The 18,804-nt window shown below is 62.7% G+C and carries 13 protein-coding genes and 4 tRNA genes; 2 read left to right on the plus strand and 15 right to left on the minus strand.

Annotation, left to right across the window (positions count from 1 at the left end):
- Positions 1-33 precede the first annotated feature (33 nt).
- From CAL28_RS29140 to CAL28_RS29175, 8 genes are all read right to left on the minus strand, one after another.
- Positions 34-109 (minus strand) — tRNA-Trp (locus CAL28_RS29140).
- Between the two features lie 302 nt (positions 110-411).
- Positions 412-1,602, minus strand: a complete 1,191-nt coding sequence (gene tuf, locus CAL28_RS29145; RefSeq protein WP_094844413.1) for an elongation factor Tu — start codon at positions 1,600-1,602, stop codon at positions 412-414.
- Positions 1,603-1,653: 51 nt separating this feature from the next.
- Positions 1,654-1,728 (minus strand) — tRNA-Thr (locus CAL28_RS29150).
- A gap of 107 nt (positions 1,729-1,835) precedes the next feature.
- Positions 1,836-1,909, minus strand: a tRNA-Gly gene (locus CAL28_RS29155).
- A gap of 176 nt (positions 1,910-2,085) precedes the next feature.
- Positions 2,086-2,172, minus strand: a tRNA-Tyr gene (locus CAL28_RS29160).
- A gap of 198 nt (positions 2,173-2,370) precedes the next feature.
- A complete protein-coding gene (locus tag CAL28_RS29165; RefSeq protein WP_094844428.1) occupies positions 2,371-3,561 on the minus strand; it encodes an iron-containing alcohol dehydrogenase in 1,191 nt (396 codons plus the stop codon).
- A 61-nt stretch (positions 3,562-3,622) separates the two neighbouring features.
- Entirely contained in the window at positions 3,623-5,011 is a 1,389-nt protein-coding gene (locus tag CAL28_RS29170; protein WP_094844429.1) for an aldehyde dehydrogenase family protein, read from the minus strand.
- A 68-nt stretch (positions 5,012-5,079) separates the two neighbouring features.
- A complete protein-coding gene (locus CAL28_RS29175; RefSeq protein WP_094844430.1) occupies positions 5,080-6,465 on the minus strand; it encodes a glutamine synthetase family protein in 1,386 nt (461 codons plus the stop codon).
- 136 nt (positions 6,466-6,601) lie between these two features.
- Here CAL28_RS29175 and CAL28_RS29180 point away from each other — a divergent pair, with 136 nt between their 5' ends.
- A complete protein-coding gene (locus tag CAL28_RS29180; RefSeq protein WP_094844431.1) occupies positions 6,602-7,372 on the plus strand; it encodes a DeoR/GlpR family DNA-binding transcription regulator in 771 nt (256 codons plus the stop codon).
- Positions 7,373-7,379: 7 nt separating this feature from the next.
- Here the strand turns inward: CAL28_RS29180 and CAL28_RS29185 are convergent, their stop codons facing one another.
- The 7 genes from CAL28_RS29185 to CAL28_RS29215 all read right to left on the minus strand — a co-directional run bounded on the left by CAL28_RS29185 (position 7,380) and on the right by CAL28_RS29215 (position 16,242).
- The gene (locus CAL28_RS29185) at positions 7,380-8,390 is read right to left on the minus strand and encodes an asparaginase (protein WP_094844432.1); all 1,011 of its coding nucleotides are present in this window, start codon (positions 8,388-8,390) and stop codon (positions 7,380-7,382) included.
- Positions 8,383-9,300, minus strand: a complete 918-nt coding sequence (locus CAL28_RS29190; protein WP_094844433.1) for a ParB/RepB/Spo0J family partition protein — start codon at positions 9,298-9,300, stop codon at positions 8,383-8,385. Before CAL28_RS29190 ends, CAL28_RS29185 begins: the two co-directional genes overlap by 8 nt.
- A 32-nt stretch (positions 9,301-9,332) precedes the next feature.
- Positions 9,333-10,130, minus strand: coding sequence for a GNAT family N-acetyltransferase (locus CAL28_RS29195; RefSeq protein ID WP_094844925.1), 798 nt, complete (start codon positions 10,128-10,130; stop codon positions 9,333-9,335).
- A 20-nt stretch (positions 10,131-10,150) separates the two neighbouring features.
- Complete coding sequence (locus CAL28_RS29200) at positions 10,151-10,951, minus strand: ParA family protein (RefSeq protein WP_094844434.1); 801 nt, start codon at positions 10,949-10,951, stop codon at positions 10,151-10,153.
- Entirely contained in the window at positions 10,938-11,639 is a 702-nt protein-coding gene (gene rsmG / locus CAL28_RS29205) for a 16S rRNA (guanine(527)-N(7))-methyltransferase RsmG (RefSeq protein ID WP_094844435.1), read from the minus strand. Before rsmG ends, CAL28_RS29200 begins: the two co-directional genes overlap by 14 nt.
- On the minus strand, positions 11,636-13,552 hold the full coding sequence (mnmG, locus tag CAL28_RS29210) for a tRNA uridine-5-carboxymethylaminomethyl(34) synthesis enzyme MnmG (protein WP_094844436.1): 1,917 nt from the start codon (positions 13,550-13,552) through the stop codon (positions 11,636-11,638). The genes rsmG and mnmG overlap by 4 nt, the downstream gene beginning before the upstream one ends.
- 2,483 nt (positions 13,553-16,035) lie before the next feature.
- Positions 16,036-16,242, minus strand: a complete 207-nt coding sequence (locus CAL28_RS29215; RefSeq protein WP_066357490.1) for a cold-shock protein — start codon at positions 16,240-16,242, stop codon at positions 16,036-16,038.
- A 434-nt stretch (positions 16,243-16,676) separates the two neighbouring features.
- Here CAL28_RS29215 and CAL28_RS29220 point away from each other — a divergent pair, with 434 nt between their 5' ends.
- On the plus strand, positions 16,677-17,843 hold the full coding sequence (locus CAL28_RS29220; RefSeq protein ID WP_094844437.1) for a pyridoxal phosphate-dependent aminotransferase: 1,167 nt from the start codon (positions 16,677-16,679) through the stop codon (positions 17,841-17,843).
- The last annotated feature ends 961 nt before the right edge of the window (positions 17,844-18,804 follow it).

Consider the following 18,804-nt stretch of genomic DNA (forward strand, 5'->3'; position numbering starts at 1 on the left):
GATTTCCGGCAGGCTGGGGAGAGGATGGCGAGTTGGCAGGGGCAGTAGGAATCGAACCTACAACCTTCGGTTTTGGAGACCGACGCTCTGCCAATTGAGCTATACCCCTCTAGTCACGCGCTGATGCGCAGAACCACCGCACAACGATGGTCGAACACAGCCAGCCAGAGACCCTTACCTTCGCTTTCCCCGCTTCGCGTTCCCCGGGCAGACCCGGAAAGTCGTTTTTGGACTTGCCGGTTCGATCGAACCCGATCACGCGTTCCGGCGACAACACCTTCCGGCTACAACACCAAAAACGAAGGATGGAACCTTGCGGAACCATCCATAGTACTACTTTTTTTACCGACCTGTCCAGCGAATTCTGGCGACCCGAGAGAGTTTCCCTTGGGTCGCCTCGTGGCGTCGGAATTACTTGAGGATCTTGGCGACGACGCCGGCGCCCACGGTACGGCCGCCTTCGCGGATCGCGAAGCGCAGGCCTTCTTCCATGGCGATCGGTGCCAGCAGCGCCACCTTGATCGACACGTTGTCACCCGGCAGAACCATTTCCTTGTCCTTGGGCAGCTCGATCGTGCCCGTCACGTCCGTCGTACGGAAGTAGAACTGGGGACGATAACCCTGGAAGAACGGCGTATGACGGCCACCCTCTTCCTTGGACAGGATGTACACCTCGGCGTCGAAATCCGTGTGCGGCGTGATCGAACCCGGCTTGGCCAGCACCTGACCGCGCTCGACTTCCTCGCGCTTGGTACCGCGCAGCAGAATCCCCACGTTGTCGCCCGCCTGGCCCTGGTCCAGCAGCTTGCGGAACATTTCCACGCCCGTGCAGGTCGTCTTCAGCGTCGGCTTGATGCCGACGATTTCGATTTCCTCGCCAACCTTGATCACTCCGCGCTCGATACGGCCGGTCACCACCGTGCCACGACCCGAGATCGAGAACACGTCTTCCACCGGCATCAGGAACGTACCGTCAATCGCGCGCTCCGGCGTCGGGATGTACGTGTCCAGCGCCTCGGCCAGCTTCAGGATCGCCTGCTCGCCCAGCTCGCCCTTGTCGCCTTCCAGCGCCAGCTTGGCCGAACCCTTCACGATCGGCGTGTCGTCGCCAGGAAAATCGTACTTGCTCAGCAGCTCGCGAACTTCCATTTCCACCAGCTCGAGCAGCTCCGCGTCATCGACCATGTCCGCCTTGTTCAGGAACACGATGATGTACGGCACGCCCACCTGGCGGCTCAGCAGAATGTGCTCGCGCGTCTGCGGCATCGGGCCGTCAGCGGCCGACACCACCAGGATCGCGCCGTCCATCTGCGCCGCGCCCGTGATCATGTTCTTCACATAGTCCGCGTGGCCCGGGCAGTCAACGTGCGCGTAGTGACGCGTCTGCGTCTCGTATTCCACGTGCGCCGTGTTGATCGTGATCCCGCGCGCCTTCTCTTCCGGCGCCGCGTCGATCTGGTCGTACGCCTTCGCCTCGCCGCCGAACTTGTTCGACAGCACCGTCGTGATCGCCGCCGTCAACGTCGTTTTGCCGTGGTCCACGTGACCGATCGTACCCACGTTCACGTGCGGCTTGGTACGTTCAAACTTGCCTTTTGCCATGGCTGACTCCTGACTGGATGTGCGGATCTGACTGAAGTGAAGACAAATGCGTGGTGCCCATGACGCGGATCGAACGCGTGACCTCTCCCTTACCAAGGGAGTGCTCTACCACTGAGCCACATGGGCAATCAAAACTGTTCTACTGCCTGTACCGCCAGCAACCGGTTTGAGACCGCTTGCTGGCCGCCCTGCAGATGCGCGATCGACATCATCGTCCGCGCACCGTAAAAACCTGGAGCGGGTGAAGGGAATCGAACCCTCGTCGTAAGCTTGGAAGGCTTCTGCTCTACCATTGAGCTACACCCGCGGCGTACCGTTTCCCAACCTGCTCACCGCTGCACACCAGACTCGCGCGGATGTATCCCGACAGCCTTCGCACAACGACGTACCCCCCAGACACTGCAAATCCAGGCCGACTTCGCCTGGATTCTTGGCATGTACGGATAGGTAGTACATCGTCGCGCGCGGATGACGCGCGGTCTCTGGTGGAGGGGATTGGATTCGAACCAATGTAGGCGCAAGGCCAACAGATTTACAGTCTGCCCCCTTTAACCACTCGGGCACCCCTCCAGCGGAGAACTTGAAATTATGGTGACTTTCGCCGTCGGTGTCAAATCGACGCGCCGCAAGAATCGGGCCATGCGCCGTCCCGGCCTTGCGGCCGGAACGTCACGCCGAAACGTCATGCCGGAATCCGCCCCGCCAGGCCCGGCCGATGCCGCCAGCCGTGACCGGTCCGCCAGGCGGTGTGCGTCCCAGGGCCGGCGGTCAGTCCCGCGCCGGCACCGCGCGGTCGTCCAGATGGCCGGCCACCGCCGCGCGGAAAATCGCCGCGTACTGGGCGGCATCGAAGGCGATGGGGTTGCTCGCGGCAGAGGGATCCGCTTGCGCCATGCGCCCTACCCGGTCGGCATCCCGGTCGTCCAGGCCGATCTCGGCAAGGGTGTGGGGAATGCCTATGCGCGAGCGCAGTTCGAGGATCCAGGCCTGCACCCCTTCCGCGGACGCCGCGGGTAGCGCCAGATAGCGCGCCAGCGCCGCCAGCGGCGCGCGTATGGCACGAGCATTGGCCTGGACCACATAAGGCATCAGGATGGCGTTCAGCGTGCCATGATGCGCGTCGTACAAAGCGCCCAGGGGGTGCGACAGGGCGTGCATGGCTCCCAGGCCGCGCTGGAAGGCCGTCGCCCCCATGCAGGACGCCACCAGCATATGGTGACGCGCGGCCAGGTCTTCTCCATCCGCGACCGCGCGCGGCAGATGATGATGGATCAGGCGCATGCCCTCGAGCGCAATGCCGGCGGCCATGGGGTGGAAGAACGGCGAGCAATAGGCCTCCAGGCAATGCGACAGCGCGTCCATACCGGTGGCCGCCGTCACCTTGGCGGGCAACCCTATCGTCAGGCCGGCGTCCAGGATGACGGCTCCGGGCATCATGCGCGGATGGAAAATCAGCCGCTTCAGGCGGGCATCTTCGTCGGTAATGACGGCGACCCGCCCTACTTCCGACCCGGTGCCGGCGGTGGTGGGCACCGCGACGACGGGCGCCATGCCGGCCGTGTTGACCCGCTGGTAATTGTCGTCCGCGTCCTCGAAGTCCCACAGCGACCGGTCCTGTCCGGCCATCAAGGCAATGGCCTTGCCCGCATCCAGCGCGGAACCGCCGCCGAACGCGACCACGCCATCGTGGCCGCCACGCCGGAAGTCCTGGACGCCGGCCTCTACATTGCGTCCGGTCGGGTTGCCTTTGATGTCATGGAAAACACCGCTGGCCAGGCCCGCATCGCGGCATGCGGCCACGGCGCGCTCCAGCATGGGCAGCGCCGCGATGCCGGGATCGGTCACGATCAGCGGCTTGCGCATACCCAGGCCCACGCATAGCGCAGGCAGTTCAGCGATGCGGCCCGGGCCGACCTTGATCGACGTCGGGTAGTTCCAGTTCACGTGGGGCAGGTCCATGGATCACCTCTGCTGCCGCGCGGCATCCGGCATGCCGGGCCGCGAGGTTCATGCAAACGCGTCAGGCGACGCGCAAATGGAAGGATTTGGGTTGCGTCAGCTGCTCGTAGCCGAGGCGGGACAAGGAAACACCGCGGCCGCTGTCCTTGACGCCCGTCCATGCCAGGCCAGGGTCGAGATAGTCGCACCGATTCATGAAGATAGTGCCCGCCTGGATACGCCCACCCAAATCGAGCGCGGCGGCGCGGTCCCGCGTGAATATCGCCGCGGTCAGGCCGTAGTCGCTATCGTTCACCAGCGTTATCGCCTCGTCGTCGTCTTCGACCGGCATGATGCCGACGACCGGACCGAAGCATTCTTCGCGCATGACCCGCATGGCGTGGTCCACGTGCGTCAGGACGGCCGGCGCCACATAGGCGGAGTCTTCGCGCGCGGCCGGGAAATAGGCGGGGTCGACAACGTTGCGGGCGCCGCGGTCGATGGCTTCGGCGATCACCTCGCGCACCGATGCGGCGGCCGCGCGGCGCACGACCGGACCCAGGGAGGTTTCCCGCTCACGCGGATCGCCGAGCACATAGCGGCGGGTCAGCGCAGCCGCCTGTTCGACGAAATCGTCGTAAAGGCGCCGCGCGACATAGATGCGCTGTATGCCGCAGCACGATTGCCCCGCATTGAAGAAGGCTCCATCGACCAAGGCTTCGACGGCCGGCTCGAGATCGGCGTCGCCGCGCACATAGGCCGCATCGTTGCCGCCCAGCTCCAGCCCGACACCGATGAAACGGCCGCTGGCGCTTTCTTCCACCGCGCGTCCGCCACGCACCGAGCCGGTGAACGATACGAAGCGGATCTCCGGCGCGCGCACCAGCTTCTGCGTGGTGGCGTGATCCGCATGAAGGAAAGAGAAAAGCCCATGCGGCAGGCCCGCGCGAGCAAAAGCCTGGTGCATCAGCTCGGCGCACAAGGGCGTCTGGTCCGAGTGCTTCAACACTACCGCGTTACCGGCCATGAGCGCGGGCACGATGCTGTTGACGGCTGTCAGCAAGGGGTAGTTCCAGGGCGCGACCGTCAGGGTGACACCCAGCGGCTCGCGCCGGATGAAGCGCTCGCGATCGCTGCCGGGGACGGCGGCCAGCGGCCGCAGCGCTTCCGGGGCAATCGCGATCATATGCCGGGCCCGTTCCGCGAAGCCGTCGATCTCCGATGGCGCGTGCCGTATCGGGCGCCCCATCTGCAGGGTGATCGCCTGCGCGAAATCCGGCTTGGCATCGACCACACGGTCCACCGCGGCCGACAGCAGGCGAGCGCGTTCGGCAAGATCCGTCTCCTTCCATGAGCGCTGCGCGGACTGCGCGGACTGCAGGGTCTGACGTATATGGCTTTCGGTGGCGTAAGGCCGGCATACCACTTCGCGGCCGTCGATCGGACTGATGGTGATGAGTTCGCTGGCCATACCTGGACAACTCCATGAAACATGCGCATGTGCCGCGGCACGCGCGGCGCGTCGCGATATTGACGTCCCTAGATGATCTCGAAGTAACGCGCGAGCTCCCAGTCGGTGACGTGCCGGCGGAACATGCGTTCTTCCCATTCGCGCGTGGCGGCATAGTGATCGACGAAGGCGTCGCCGAAGCTGGCCCGCGCCACCTCCGATTGCTTCAGGCGCTGCGCTGCCTCCCACAAGGTGGTCGGCAGTTTCATTTCTTCCGGAAACTCCTGTGTGTAGGCATTGCCCGTCACTGGCGGGGCGGCCTGCAACCGTTGCTCGATACCGGACAGGCCGCAAGCCAGTGCGGCGGCCAGGGCCAGATACGGGTTGGCATCGGCGGCGCCGATGCGGACTTCGACGCGTTGCGACTTGTCCGAGCCGCGAATCACACGCAAGGCCGTGGTGCGGTTCTCTATGCCCCACGTCGCATCGAGCGGGGCCCAGAAACCGGGAACCAGCCGCGAATAGCTATTGATGGTGGGCGCATACAACGCCATGAACTCGGGAAGATAGCGCTGCAGGCCGGCAACGAACGCGGTCTGCGTGGCGCTCATGCCGTCCGGCTGGCCGGCGTCGTAGAACGCGGATTTGCCGGTGCCGCGATCACGCAGCGAAATATGAATGTGGCCGCTTTGGCCGGAATGATGATGCGACCACTTGGCCATGAACGTCGCCATCAACCCGTTCTGCTGCGCCAGCGCCTTGGTGAACGTCTTGAAAAGAAATCCCTTGTCCGCCGCCTGCGCGGCGCGGTCCACCGCAATGGCGGCCTCCAGCACGCCCGGTCCGGTTTCGGTATGCAGCCCTTCTATCGACATGTCCATGCGCTCGCACATATCGAGAAGCTGGCGATAGAAGTCTCCATTGACGGTGCTGCGCAACATCGAATAGCCGAAATTGCCCGGCGTCCATGTCTGCAGATCGCGATAGCCTTTGTCGCGCGCGGACTGCGGCGTTTCGCGGAACATGAAGAACTCGTATTCCAGGGCGGCATAGGCGTCGAAGCCCATGTCTTCGGCTCGGCTCAGGACCCGGTGCAGCAGCTGGCGCGGACAGACTTCCGCCGCGGGCCCGGTGAAGTCCGCCAGGAAGAGCAGCATGTCCTGCCCGGCAGGGCCTTTTTCCAGGGGCAGCCTGCGGCAACTTGCCGGATCGATCCGCATCTGTGCATCCGGATACGCGGTGTGCCAGCCCGTGTAGCGGCCATTGTCGTAAAGCTGGTCGTCCACGTCCCAGCCGAACACCACGTCGCAGAACGCCAGGCCCGATTCCAGCGCGGAGAGGAATTTCTCTTTGCGCAAGTACTTGCCGAGCATGACGCCATCGATATCCGACAGACCGACCTTGATGTGAGTCAAAGCGCTGGCCTGCACCAGCCGTGCGGCATCGTCCGCCGTTCTTACCCCTTCTGCTTGCATGGTTCGACCACCCTTGCGTTGAGTCAAAACCCTTAAGCGTCGGCGGGCGGCTAGGCCCGGGCGCGTCCCGCAACCGAGTCTAGACACCTTGCCGCAAGTTTGCAAACATAGCCGCGGCTCAACGGCGGACGGTCTCATGTGGCAGGAAGAGCGGTACCAGCGGATCAGGAAAATGCTCGAAGCCTTGCGCAGCGTGTCGGCGGATCGCATCGTCGACGAGCTCGGCGTCTCGCGCGAGACGGTCCGCCGCGACCTGATCGCGCTGGAAGCGCTGGGCGAACTGCGCCGCTCGCATGGCGGCGCCGTGCTGCCGGACCCCGCGCCGGCGGCTTTCGTCCAGCCGCCGGTAGACGGACGCCATCTGCGCGCGATGGCGCGCGCCGTGGCGGGCAGGTTGTCCAACGGACAGACGCTCTATATGGAGGCCGGGTTCATGGCCGGATACATGGCGGATGCATTGAGTTCGCTGCACGGTCTTACGCTGATCACCAACTCCTTCGAGGCCGCCACGCGGGTATCGAGCAGCGAGGATCACGTCGCGCACGGCAATCACGCGATCGTGCTGGGCGGCGCGGTGGTGGCGCCTTTGGCGGCCACCCAGGGCGACCGTACGATCGCCGAAATTCATCGTTACACCGCCGACGCCGCCCTGCTTTTCCCCACAGGCATCGACGCCCGGCACGGAGCAACGCATACGGATCTGGCCCGCGCGGAACTGGGGCGGGCAATGGCAGCCAATGCACGCAGCATCATCGTGATCGCGGACGACGCGAAAATCGGGCTTAACACCCGTGCGTCCTATTGCGCGGCCGACCGCGTGGCCGTATTTGTGACGAACCGCAAATCCGAAGCGAAGGAAGGCTACGACCTGCTCGCCGGCGCCGTGGGCAGCGTCGTGCTGGCGTGACGCTGCATCAGGCGGCCTCGAACCAGTTCCGCAGGGTCGCGGGATCCGGCCTGGACATCAGCGCCAACATCAGCAGCACGCGCGCTTTCTGCGGATTCAGGTCTCCGGCGGCGATGAACCCGAGACCGTCGTCGTCGACTTCCCCATTGCGCCCGACCCGGCCGCGCCCGGTACGCGAGGCGCGCACCACGGCGACCCCGCGCGCCGCGGCCTCGCCCAGCGCACGCATGGCGGCGGCGGTGGCATTGCCGTCGCCAACGCCGGCCAGTACCAGCCCTTGGTAGCGCGATGCCATGAATTCGATGACGTCCGCCTGCATATCGGCGTGGGCGTAGACGATGCCTACGCGAGGCCATTGCGCAGGATCCGGCAGGGGAGCATCGCGCCACGGTGCATACCCTGGCGCGACGGGCGCGATGGCCCGGTGAAATGCCGGCCCGCCGGCCTGCATGACGCCGGCGGTACCGCGCCCGGGCGAAGCGAACGCGGCCAAGCCGGTGGCCGCGATTTTCTGCACGCCGCGCGCCTCGTGGATATCTTCGTTCATCAACACCAGGGCGCCGCGTCCATATGCGTGCGGATGTCCGGCCAGCGTCACGGCGGCGTACAGGTTCGCCGGCCCATCCGCGCCCAGCGCGGTGGCAGGGCGCATGCCGCCGGTCAGGACCAGCGGCTTGCCGGCAGGGACAACCAGATCGAGGAAATACGCGGTTTCCTCCAGTGTATCGGTGCCATGCGTCACCACGATGCCATCGATACCGGCGTCGCGACCCAGGGCGCGTATGCGCGTGGCCAGGGCATGCCAGACGTCATGCCGCATGTCCTGGCTACCCACGTTGGCGATCTGTTCGGGATGCAATTCGGCGATGCCCGAAAGCGCCGGCACGGCGGCAAGCAATTGGCCGATGTCGAAGACACCGGAGACATACCCGACACCGCGCTCCGGCGATTGCGCGCCCGCGATCGTACCCCCGGTCGCCAGCACCGCGATGGCGGGACGGCGGCCGGTCTCAGGCATTGTCGAGGACGCCGGAAAAGCCCTGCTTTTCGAGCAAGGCATTGAGATGGTCCCAGCCATGGAAGTCGATGATGATTTGTCCGCGCTCGCGCGCGCCGATCTTCAGGCTGACGCGCGTGCCGAGCAGGTCGGACATGGCCTCTTCCAGGCGGGCAACGTCGCGCGAATTCGCCACATTCTTCTTGCGCGGCGCGGCGTCGGTTTCTTTCGCCGCCTTGGCGACCAGTTTCTCCGCATCGCGCACGGAAAGGCGCTTGGCGATGACCTGGTTGGCCAGCTGTATCTGGGTGGCGCCATCGACGGCCAACAGTGCGCGCGCGTGCCCCATGTCGATGTCGCCGGCCAGCAGCATGGTCTGGACCGCGGGCGCCAGGTTCAACAACCGCAGGAGATTGCTGGTTGCGGAACGCGACCGCCCGATGGCCTGCGCCGCCTGCTCGTGCGTCAGGCCGAATTCGTCGAGCAAGCGCCGCACGCCATGGGCCTCTTCCAGCGGATTCAGATCCTCGCGCTGGATGTTTTCGATCAAGGCCATCACGGCCGCGTTTTCGTCCGGCACTTCGCGCACCAGCACGGGGACTTCTTTCAGCCCGGCCAGTTGTGCCGCGCGAAAGCGCCGCTCACCCGCGATGATTTCATACTGGCCGGCAGCACCGTCGGCAAGCGGACGCACCAGGATGGGCTGCATGATGCCCTGTGTGCGTATCGATTCCGCCAACTCGTTCAAAGCGCCTTCGTCCATGCGCGTGCGCGGCTGGTATTTGCCGGCACGCATGATGGACACCGGCAGGACGTTCGGCGGTCCTTCCGCTTTCGGCGCGGATTTACCCAGCGTTTCGATAGCGGGCATATCGGCGCCCAGCAAGGCGTCGAGTCCGCGTCCGAGTCCCTTCGGTTTCTTGGTGGCCATAAGAAATATTCCCAGCGTGCCTGCGTGGCCGCTCATTCGTGTTGATGCGTGCGGTACCAATACATGTACCGGTCGGAGAAACCCAGCGATGCATAAAGCTGCCGCGCGGCCGTATTGGCATACTCGACCTGCAGATACGCGCTGCGCGCCCCGGCTTCATGCGCGGCGTGCAGCAGGCGCCCCATGATCTGGCGCGCGTATCCGCGGCGGCGGAGATTTTCGTCGACGACCACATCGAAGATGCCCGCCACGTCGCCATCCACGACCGCCATGCCGGCGGCAACATGCCGGCCCGCGTCGTCGCGCCCGATCAGCCTGATGCACGGAACCGCGATGGAGGAGAGCCGATGCCGGTGCTCAACCACATGGCCGGTTGCGTAAGCGCGCAGCACGCCCGTCACATCCGCGAAGCTGCCCGGATCCGTTTGCTCGTATCGTAGCGTGGCTTGAACCGGTGCGACCGGACTCGTTCGCATGGACATCGCCATGACGCGCGTCTCACCGTAGTGTAGGAATCCGCGCGTTTGCAGCTGCCCATCCAGTCCGTGATCCGGCCCCGTGGAAGTCAGGCGGAATATCAACGGAAGGTTCGCCCGCGCGTACACCGTTTTGCAGAAGTCGAGTTTTTCGTCGAGGTCGCGATGCGGCGGCGCGATGACATTGATGCTGCGGGCCCGCTTGGCAGCCGCCGGCGCCCAGCGGATGAGCCAGCCGTCGTAGAGCATCTGCTCGCGCACCACCGTGGCGTTCAATGCCGCTTCCTCGCAGCGCAGCGCCAGCGTATCGACGCAATGGGCGACATTCCCATCGTGCTCGGTAGCAAAAGCCATGGCGGGTTCGCGCACGGTATTCAATCCACCAGCGCCTTGACGCGCTCGATCATTTCGGCGCCGAAGGAAATATATGCCTGCGCACCGCGCGATGCGCGGTCGTATACGACGCCAGGCATACCGTAGCTGGGCGCTTCCGCCAGCCTGACGTTGCGCGGCACCACCGTCTCGAAGACCTTGTCGCCAAAATGCGCCTCCAGCTGGGCGGAGACCTGCTGCTGCAGCGTCATGCGCGGATCGAACATCACGCGCAGCAGACCAATTACGCGTAGTTGCGGATTGATGTTGCGATGCACGCGCTTGATAGTGTTCACCAGGTCGGACAGCCCTTCCAGCGCAAAATATTCGCACTGCATCGGGATGATGACGCCATGGGCGGCGGCCAGGCCGTTCAAGGTAAGCAGGGAAAGCGTGGGCGGACAGTCGATGAGGATGAAGTCGTATTCCTGCGCAACGGTATCCAGCGCATTCTTCAGTTGGCGTTCGCGTTCCTCCATCTGCACCAGATCGATCTCGGCACCGGCCAATTCGCGGTTGGCGGGCAGTACGTCATAGCCGCCCACATCGGAACGGACGCGGGCTTGCGCGATCGTGGTATCGCCGATCAGCACCTCGTACAGATTGGACTTCAGGCCGGCCTTGTCGATGCCGCTGCCCATGGTGGCGTTGCCTTGCGGATCCAGGTCCACCAGCAATACGCGCTTGTCGTGCGTGGCCAGGCCGGCTGCAAGATTGATGGCCGTGGTCGTCTTGCCGACGCCGCCCTTCTGGTTCGCGATGCAGAAAACCCGGGCGGTTTTGGTGGACTCAGTTTGATTCATGATTTCCTTGGCTACGCGCGCCGTCGCGGCGCATCCAGATCAGGCATCGTTGCGCGTCGAGTTCGGGGACAGTGACAGGATCGATGCGGACGACACGCCATTCTCCGGCGGCGTGCAACCGCGCGATCTCGTCGTCCGGGACTTTTCCTTTCAGGGCCAGCAGCGTACCACCAGGGGCAACGTGCTGTCCCGCCAGCCGGGCGAAGTCGTCCAGCGAGGCAAAGGCGCGGGAAGTGACCACATCGCAGGCACCGGGAGGCAGCTTTTCCACCCGTTCATGCAGGACGGACAGATTCGGCAAGGCCAATGCGCCGGCGGCCTGCCGGATGAATGCGGTTTTCTTTTCGACCGCGTCGATGCAAACGATCTTCCAACCGGGACGCATGATCGCCAGGATGACGCCTGGCAGCCCGGCGCCGGCACCGATGTCGAATAGTTTTCCGTCGGCCGGCATGACGCCGTCCAGCGGCCCTACGACGGCCAGGCTGTCGAAGATGTGCTGTACCAGCATCTGACCCGGGTCGCGTATCGCCGTCAGGTTGTAGGTGCGGTTCCAGCGCTGCAGCAGCTGCAGGTATCCCAGCAGTTTGCTCAGCTGCTCATCCGTCGCGGACAGGCCCAACGCGACGCAGGCCTGTTTGAGCCTGACGTCGTCGGCGCCTTGTACAGGGGCCGGCGCGCGCGTCATGCGGCACGTTTGCGCGAGCCGTAATGCAGGCGCTTCAGGTGTATGAGCAGCAGGGAAATGGCGGCGGGCGTCACACCGGAAATTCGCGCGGCCTGGCCGATCGTTTCCGGACGGTGCGCCTTGAGCTTCTGCCGAACTTCGAAGGATAGGCTCAGCACCGCGTCGTAGTCCAGGTCGTCGGGGAGGCGCTGCGCTTCATGGGCCATGTGCTTCTGCACTTCGTCCTGTTGGCGCGCGATATAACCCGCGTATTTCACCTGGATCTCGACCTGCTGGGCGGCGTCGCTCGCCGCCAGCCCCGGTCCGGCCAACAAGCTGCCATCGGGCAAGGCCGTTTCCATCAGCGCGCGATAGGTGACGTTCGGCCTTTTCAACAGATCTGATAGTGAGTACTCACGCTCGATCTGTTGGCCCAGCAAATCTTCCGCCACTTCCGCGGGCAGATTCCGAGGCGTTACCCAGGTCGACCGAAGGCGCTGGATCTCACTTTCTACCGACTCGCGCTTGCGCTCGAAGGCCGCCCAACGGACGTCGTCCACCAATCCCAGCTTGCGTCCGATTTCAGTCAAGCGAATATCCGCATTGTCTTCCCGCAGGCTGAGGCGATATTCGGCGCGCGAGGTGAACATGCGGTACGGTTCCGTGACACCGCGGGTGATCAGGTCATCGACCAGAACGCCCAGGTAGGCCTCGTCACGGCGCGGGGTCCAGCCATCCCTGCCTTGCGATGCCAGGCCCGCATTCAGGCCGGCCAGCAGGCCTTGAGCGGCTGCCTCTTCGTAGCCGGTGGTGCCGTTGATCTGGCCGGCGAAATACAAACCCGCGATGGCACGGGTTTCCAGCGTCGACTTCAAACCGCGTGGATCGAAATAGTCATACTCGATCGCATAGCCGGGTCGCAGGATATGTGCATGTTCCAGGCCGGGTAGCGAATGAATCAGGTCCAGCTGGACGTCGAACGGCAAGCTGGTCGATACCCCATTGGGATAAACCTCGTGCGTGTCGAGACCTTCCGGCTCCAGGAATACCTGGTGGGACGCTTTGTCGGCGAAACGATGGATCTTGTCCTCGATGGACGGGCAGTAACGAGGACCGATGCCTTCGATAACGCCGCTGTACATGGGAGACCGATCCAGGCCACCCCGGATGATGTCATGCGTGCGGGCGTTGGTATGCGTGATCCAGCAAGGCAGCTGCCGCGGGTGCATGGCAGCGTTGCCCATGAAAGAAAACACCGGCACAGGATCGAGATCGCCCGGCTGCTCTTCCAGCACGCTGTAGTCGATGGTACGGCCGTCTATGCGGGGCGGCGTGCCGGTCTTCAGCCGCCCCTGGGGTAGCTTCAACTCTTTGAGTCGCTGGCCCAGCGTCGTCGCGGGGGGATCGCCCGCCCGGCCGGCGGTGTAGTTCTGCAGCCCCACGTGGATAAGACCGTTAAGGAACGTCCCGGCAGTCAGGACGACCGTACGGGCGCGAAACTTCAAGCCAATCTGTGTGACTGCGCCGGTGACCCGGTCGCCTTCGACCATCAGGTCGTCGACCGCTTGCTGGAACAACCAAAGGTTGGGTTGGTTCTCCAGTCTGGAACGAATCGCCTTGCGGTAGAGAACACGGTCCGCTTGGGCGCGAGTCGCACGAACCGCCGGGCCTTTGGAACCGTTCAAGATACGAAATTGGATTCCCGCTTCATCCGTGGCCAAGGCCATCGCCCCACCCAGGGCGTCTATCTCTTTCACCAGGTGGCCCTTCCCTATCCCACCAATAGAAGGGTTGCACGACATCTGGCCCAACGTTTCGATGTTGTGGGTCAGGAGCAATGTCTTCGCGCCGGTGCGGGCAGACGCCAGGGCCGCCTCGGTGCCGGCGTGGCCGCCGCCCACCACAATGACGTCGAATTCGCGGGGATAATCCATGATTCGTGGGTTGAAAGAGCCTTTAAGTGGCAATTATAGAGGCTCCGCCCATCAGCAGTGTTTCACGTGAAACAGTGGTCACAGTCCATCGAAAAAGGGCAGCGATGTTCCACGTGAAACATCGCTGCGCGTGCAATCCCACTTTTTGAGGAGTGTCCTCGATCAGGCCAACGTCCCGTCCCTCGCCGTTGATCGCCGAATGGATGCTTATCGCGAGCCGGTCTGGGTTAGGCGCACACCGCCGTGTCTCTAATTAGCATGCTCGTATGTGTGTGGTTAAGAGACCATTGCTTCCAGCCGACATATCTACGCGGATGAGGTTTGACGATGCTCCCTAGAGGCTATGCACTTCCCAAGGAGTACAGCTACGCCAAGCTGGACATCGGTATCCGCACCCAGCCGTAGACCGCAGTTGCCTGTAAATTCCAGTCCTCCATCGCCCTTATGGGGCTAGCGCCGTGTTCCGAAGCGGCTGGTTGATGGTGCTTATCTGGTGAATCCAATTCGACACACCGAAAGCGGATACCGGTCGCGGGGCCTAAAGGGCCTAACGACAACCAAACAACTATGAGCGAAGGCTAATCGCATCATCCCAAGCTATCGCCACTGGAGTGGCCCCCCCGACGGACTTCGTTGGCGAGTGACGCGGCGGTGAACCCGGTAGATCGGGATGCATTCCGATATGGTCCGGCCGAGGATGGTTATGCGGAGCGACCAGGGGCGACTGTAGGGGCCTAAAGCCGCAGGCAGGATAAGGCAGCACGGACTGAGCGGCCTCATGCGGGGCTGGTGTAAGCCTGCGCCATACAACGAGATCGGTCGCCCCACTCTACTTCTCTACCTGGAAGCCACCCTACCTTCCATATCGGATTCAGCGAGCGATAGGCCACTCGTCCGTGAACCAAATCCTCGCATCTCCCGCCGCAGACAGTGTCCGACCACTACCGAGCGTTTCTCGCAACCGGCCCCAGCATGCTGTGACTGCTGATTCGTTCGCTCGCGAAGAAAATAGACGACAGATGCTGGAATGTTCCACGTGGAACATTTCCAGTACAGACCTAGCCGGTCCCCAGTCGCCGTCGGTATGCTGCGGCCGAAGGCTGCCTGCCAAAAACTTCCAACCAACGATGGCCAAGAGTCGTTCTGCCCTACCCTACGGCCCTCTACGCTGCCGCGGATCTCGGTGTCGAACGCATATGAAACTCTCCCCGAGAGATTTCGATTTCCATTCCATTGCGCCTGCACGCCTTATCCGCCATTTCATCTCTACAACATGGCCACGACAGCGACTCCCCACTGGCATGCCCCCCGTTGTCCGGACAATGGAGGAGCAACAGCGTATGCGCTCCACCCAAAGCAGGCATAGCCGAAAATTGCTGGCCCTCACCGCGCGCTCGTCATGGTGAATACCAGCGGATATGCTCTGTAGGGGCAGCCAGTAAGAGCGCTTCTAACTTCCCACTCCGCGGAGGAACACTATAGGGCTCTGCCAAGGACCGATCCCCGGCCTGACCTGCGCTCTCCTTCAGGCACTAGACACGCGGCGAGTTCAAGCACTCGCACCTGGGCCCAACCAACTCCTCGGTGGAAGATGCCGGGCCAAGACGTGCGGCGAGTAGACTGGCGTTTGCCTTCAAGTCAATACAAGACCGCACAGGGATGGTGTCCAGCATCCCGCCATAACACTCATCCCTCCCAGGAACTTACCCAATCACGGTAAGCCAAGCGCTAGGGAAACGGATGCAATACACCGCTACCAAGAGTCGCTACCAAAGTATGAAGAATTAAGGGTGTTCCACGTGGAACAGCAACACGGCTTATGTCCTAGACCGTGGGCAGTACGTTGACCTTACGACCCACACCGACTCGAATGTCCGGTTCAGGGAAAAGCCGACCGCTCGTGCGACGGCCAATACCCCCCGTGAGCCGAAGGCAAACCACCTCGACCGGCACCGCCAGCGGACGCCGATCAAGCGCTCCCATCGCAAGGAGAGCGCCCCGCCGCAGCAACCTATCCACAGGAGTACCCACAGGCGACATGGACACTCGAAACCGAGACCGGCCACTGGGGATATTTTTGTGAACAACCACAGTCGCCCCGACATGCGCCTGGTGGCCCGGAGCGCATCTGCATCTCCACTGGATGGCAAATTTACAAAAAAGAGGGGGGATAGCGGCGCGGATCTACCCGCCGTATATAAAAAGTACCCAGGCGCCCCCTAAAGCGAGGAATCTTTCCCTGTCCGTGCCGCGACCCAAGAATCTACAAATCTGTGCATAACTCGCGGGGCCTCGACGCCAGCGGAGCCATAAAGGCCGGGAATCGCGCGGCGCGGAAGGTGGGCGAGCAAGATATTCCCCGGTTCTCCACAGGTTTATCCACTGCGGAAAACACAACGCCCCAGAAGCTTGCGACGGCTGCTGGGGCGATAAAGGCCGGGACTGCCGGCGCCGCGCAAGGCGGAATATCGATGGGTTGATACTTATAGCGGACGGATGTCAGCGGCTTGAGGACCTTTGGGGCCATCCTTGACTTCGAACTCCACATCCTGGCCTTCGTTCAAGCTGCGATAGCCGCGTCCCTGGATTGCGGAGAAATGCGCGAAGACGTCGACACCGCCGGCGTCAGGGGTAATGAACCCATAACCTTTATCGGCGTTGAACCACTTAACTTTGCCCTTCTGAACCATTTGTGTAACGTCCTATAAAAACACAATGCTGTGCGCAGATGTGATTCAAGGACGCTGACGCGAACGTGTTATGACCAAGTCCAGCCATGCATATGCCCCAGGCCGGCGAGGAAGGTCTCAATCGGAACGAGACAGACACTCAACTTGAATACAACGGCGGAACGAGCATACTCAGCCGCATTGATGGGGACAAATAGTTGTTTACCCCTATGTCGTTTTTTTTTAACTTGGCTCACAAGTTCCTTAGCGCCGGTCATCTGCTGAAAGCCATATCCAGGGACCGACAACGTTCGACGCGGAGCGGACGACACTATCCCTATGACCGTCGGCGTCGCCCACACGACACGGTACGTGGCCACCGCGCGGGGGATGGTGGGATACTTCCAAACCTTCTCCCTTTCCGGTCTTCTCCACCGTCAATTCACTACGCGACCATGATCCGCTCCAAGCTGCCCGACGTCGGGACCACAATCTTTACCGTGATGAGCCGCCTGGCCATCGAGCACAAGGCAATCAATCTGGGCCAGGGCTTTCCGGACTTCAATCCCGATCCCGCGCTGCTCGACCTGGTCTCGAAGGCAATGGCCGACGGCCACAACCAATACCCCTATATGCCCGGCGTCGCGCCGCTGCGGGAAGCCATCGCGCAAAAGACGCTGACGCTCTACGGGCACGCCTACGATCCGGAAACAGAGATCACGGTCACCAGCGGCGCGACGGAAGCCTTGATGGCGACCATCCTGGCAGCCGTGAATACCGGCGACGAGGTCGTCGTGATCGAGCCGTGTTACGACTCCTACCTGCCCGGCATCCGATTAGCCGGCGGTACCGCGGTACCGGTAGCTTTGCGTGCTCCGACGTCCGACGACCCTTACTACCGCATTGATTGGCAGCGCGTCCGCGACGCGATCACGGCCAGGACGCGGTTGCTGATGTTGAACTTCCCGCACAACCCAACCGGGGCGATCCTGGAGGAGTCAGATCTGGACGCGCTGGAATCCATCGTGCGGGATACGGGGATACTGCTGGTGTCGGACGAGGTCTACGAACATATCGTTTTCGACGGCCGCGAACACGCCAGCCTATCGCGCCGTCCCCTATTGGCCGAACACGCGTTCGTCATTTCCTCTTTCGGCAAGACGTACCACACGACCGGCTGGAAGTTGGGATATTGCTGCGCGCCGCGCCACCTGACCGCCGAATTGCGCAAAGTCCATCAGTTCATGGTCTTTACCGTGCCGTCGCCGATGCAATACGCCTATGCCGAGTACATGAAAAATCCCGCGCCCTACCTGGAGCTGCCCGCATTCTATCAGGCAAAACGCGACCGCCTGCGCGCCGGACTTGCCAACACCCGCTTCCGTCCCCTGCCCAGTCCCGGCACATTTTTCATGATGGCGGACTACAGCGCGATATCGCAACAGCCCGAGGCCGACTTTGCCCGATGGCTGACTACCCACCACGGCGTCGCCGTCATACCGATATCCGCCTTCTACCAAACCCCCGATGCGCCGGAATCCAACCATAAGCTCATTCGCTTTTGCTTCGCCAAACGTGACGGCACATTGGACGAGGCCTTGGATCGCCTGAGCGCCGTATAGCCCGCACAAGCGCGCCGAATCGCCAGGGCAGCCATGGGCTGCCCTTTTTTTTTGCCGTCCGCCTCGAGCTACGCAAGGGCCTTGGCTGCGATTGCCGAACCTTCGGCATGGTCGGATGCGGCGTTCCATGATGGGCCTTCATCGGAGCGAAGCAGGGTGATCAGCCCTGCGGTGCGGGGGCCGGTGGGGTGCTGCTTAGTGTTTTATATCTTTCTCTGTATATAAAAAGAATGGTGGTAATGGGTGTCTGTGGATAACTGAACAACTTCGGATTCTCCAACAGAGTCAGATGGTTACGCCAACTTCGTCATGTGCGATAGCCATGTGTGCGCGTGAACATAAAACTGGACAACTTTTCGTCCTCGATCCAGAGCGCCGTTTGTTCTCGCGCCGTCCACAAGGTTTGCACAGGGCGGCGTAGCAGTAGTTATGCACAGCCTCCTTCGCATACAGGCGGCCGTGGCGGGCATACGGACGTGGCGGCACCGCGTACGACGACAGCAGTCGGCCCGTTTACACAGGTGTTTGGCGGTATTCAGCCCTTGGATGCGGCTCGACTGCCGGCAACGGGATCCGGCCTACACCCCGGGGCTACAGCATGCCGGTGGATGACTCGGTCTGCACGGAGTGCCATGGATGCGCGAGTCGCCCATTTACTTGCCGGTCGCCTGACCGGTTGCAGGCGCGCCAGCGCCGATTTCTGGAGGACGAGTCATCTGGACCTGCCAAGACCGGATGCGACGCAAGGCGGGCCTTCCAGAGTGACGGGCGGGCGGTCCACGGAGTTCGAAGGTTGTCCGAACGACGGCAAAGCGATTGCACAGTGCGGCAAGTCCCGTTCTTCGTGAACGGCGGTGGCTGCGTGGGGGAGAAAAGATGTTTTTATATCTTCTCTTCTATATATAGAGACTAATGGTAATGGGTGTCTGTGGATAACTGCACAACTGGTGGAAAACCCTGC

Source organism: Bordetella genomosp. 11 (assembly GCF_002261215.1).
Taxonomy (GTDB): Bacteria; Pseudomonadota; Gammaproteobacteria; order Burkholderiales; family Burkholderiaceae_B; genus Bordetella_C.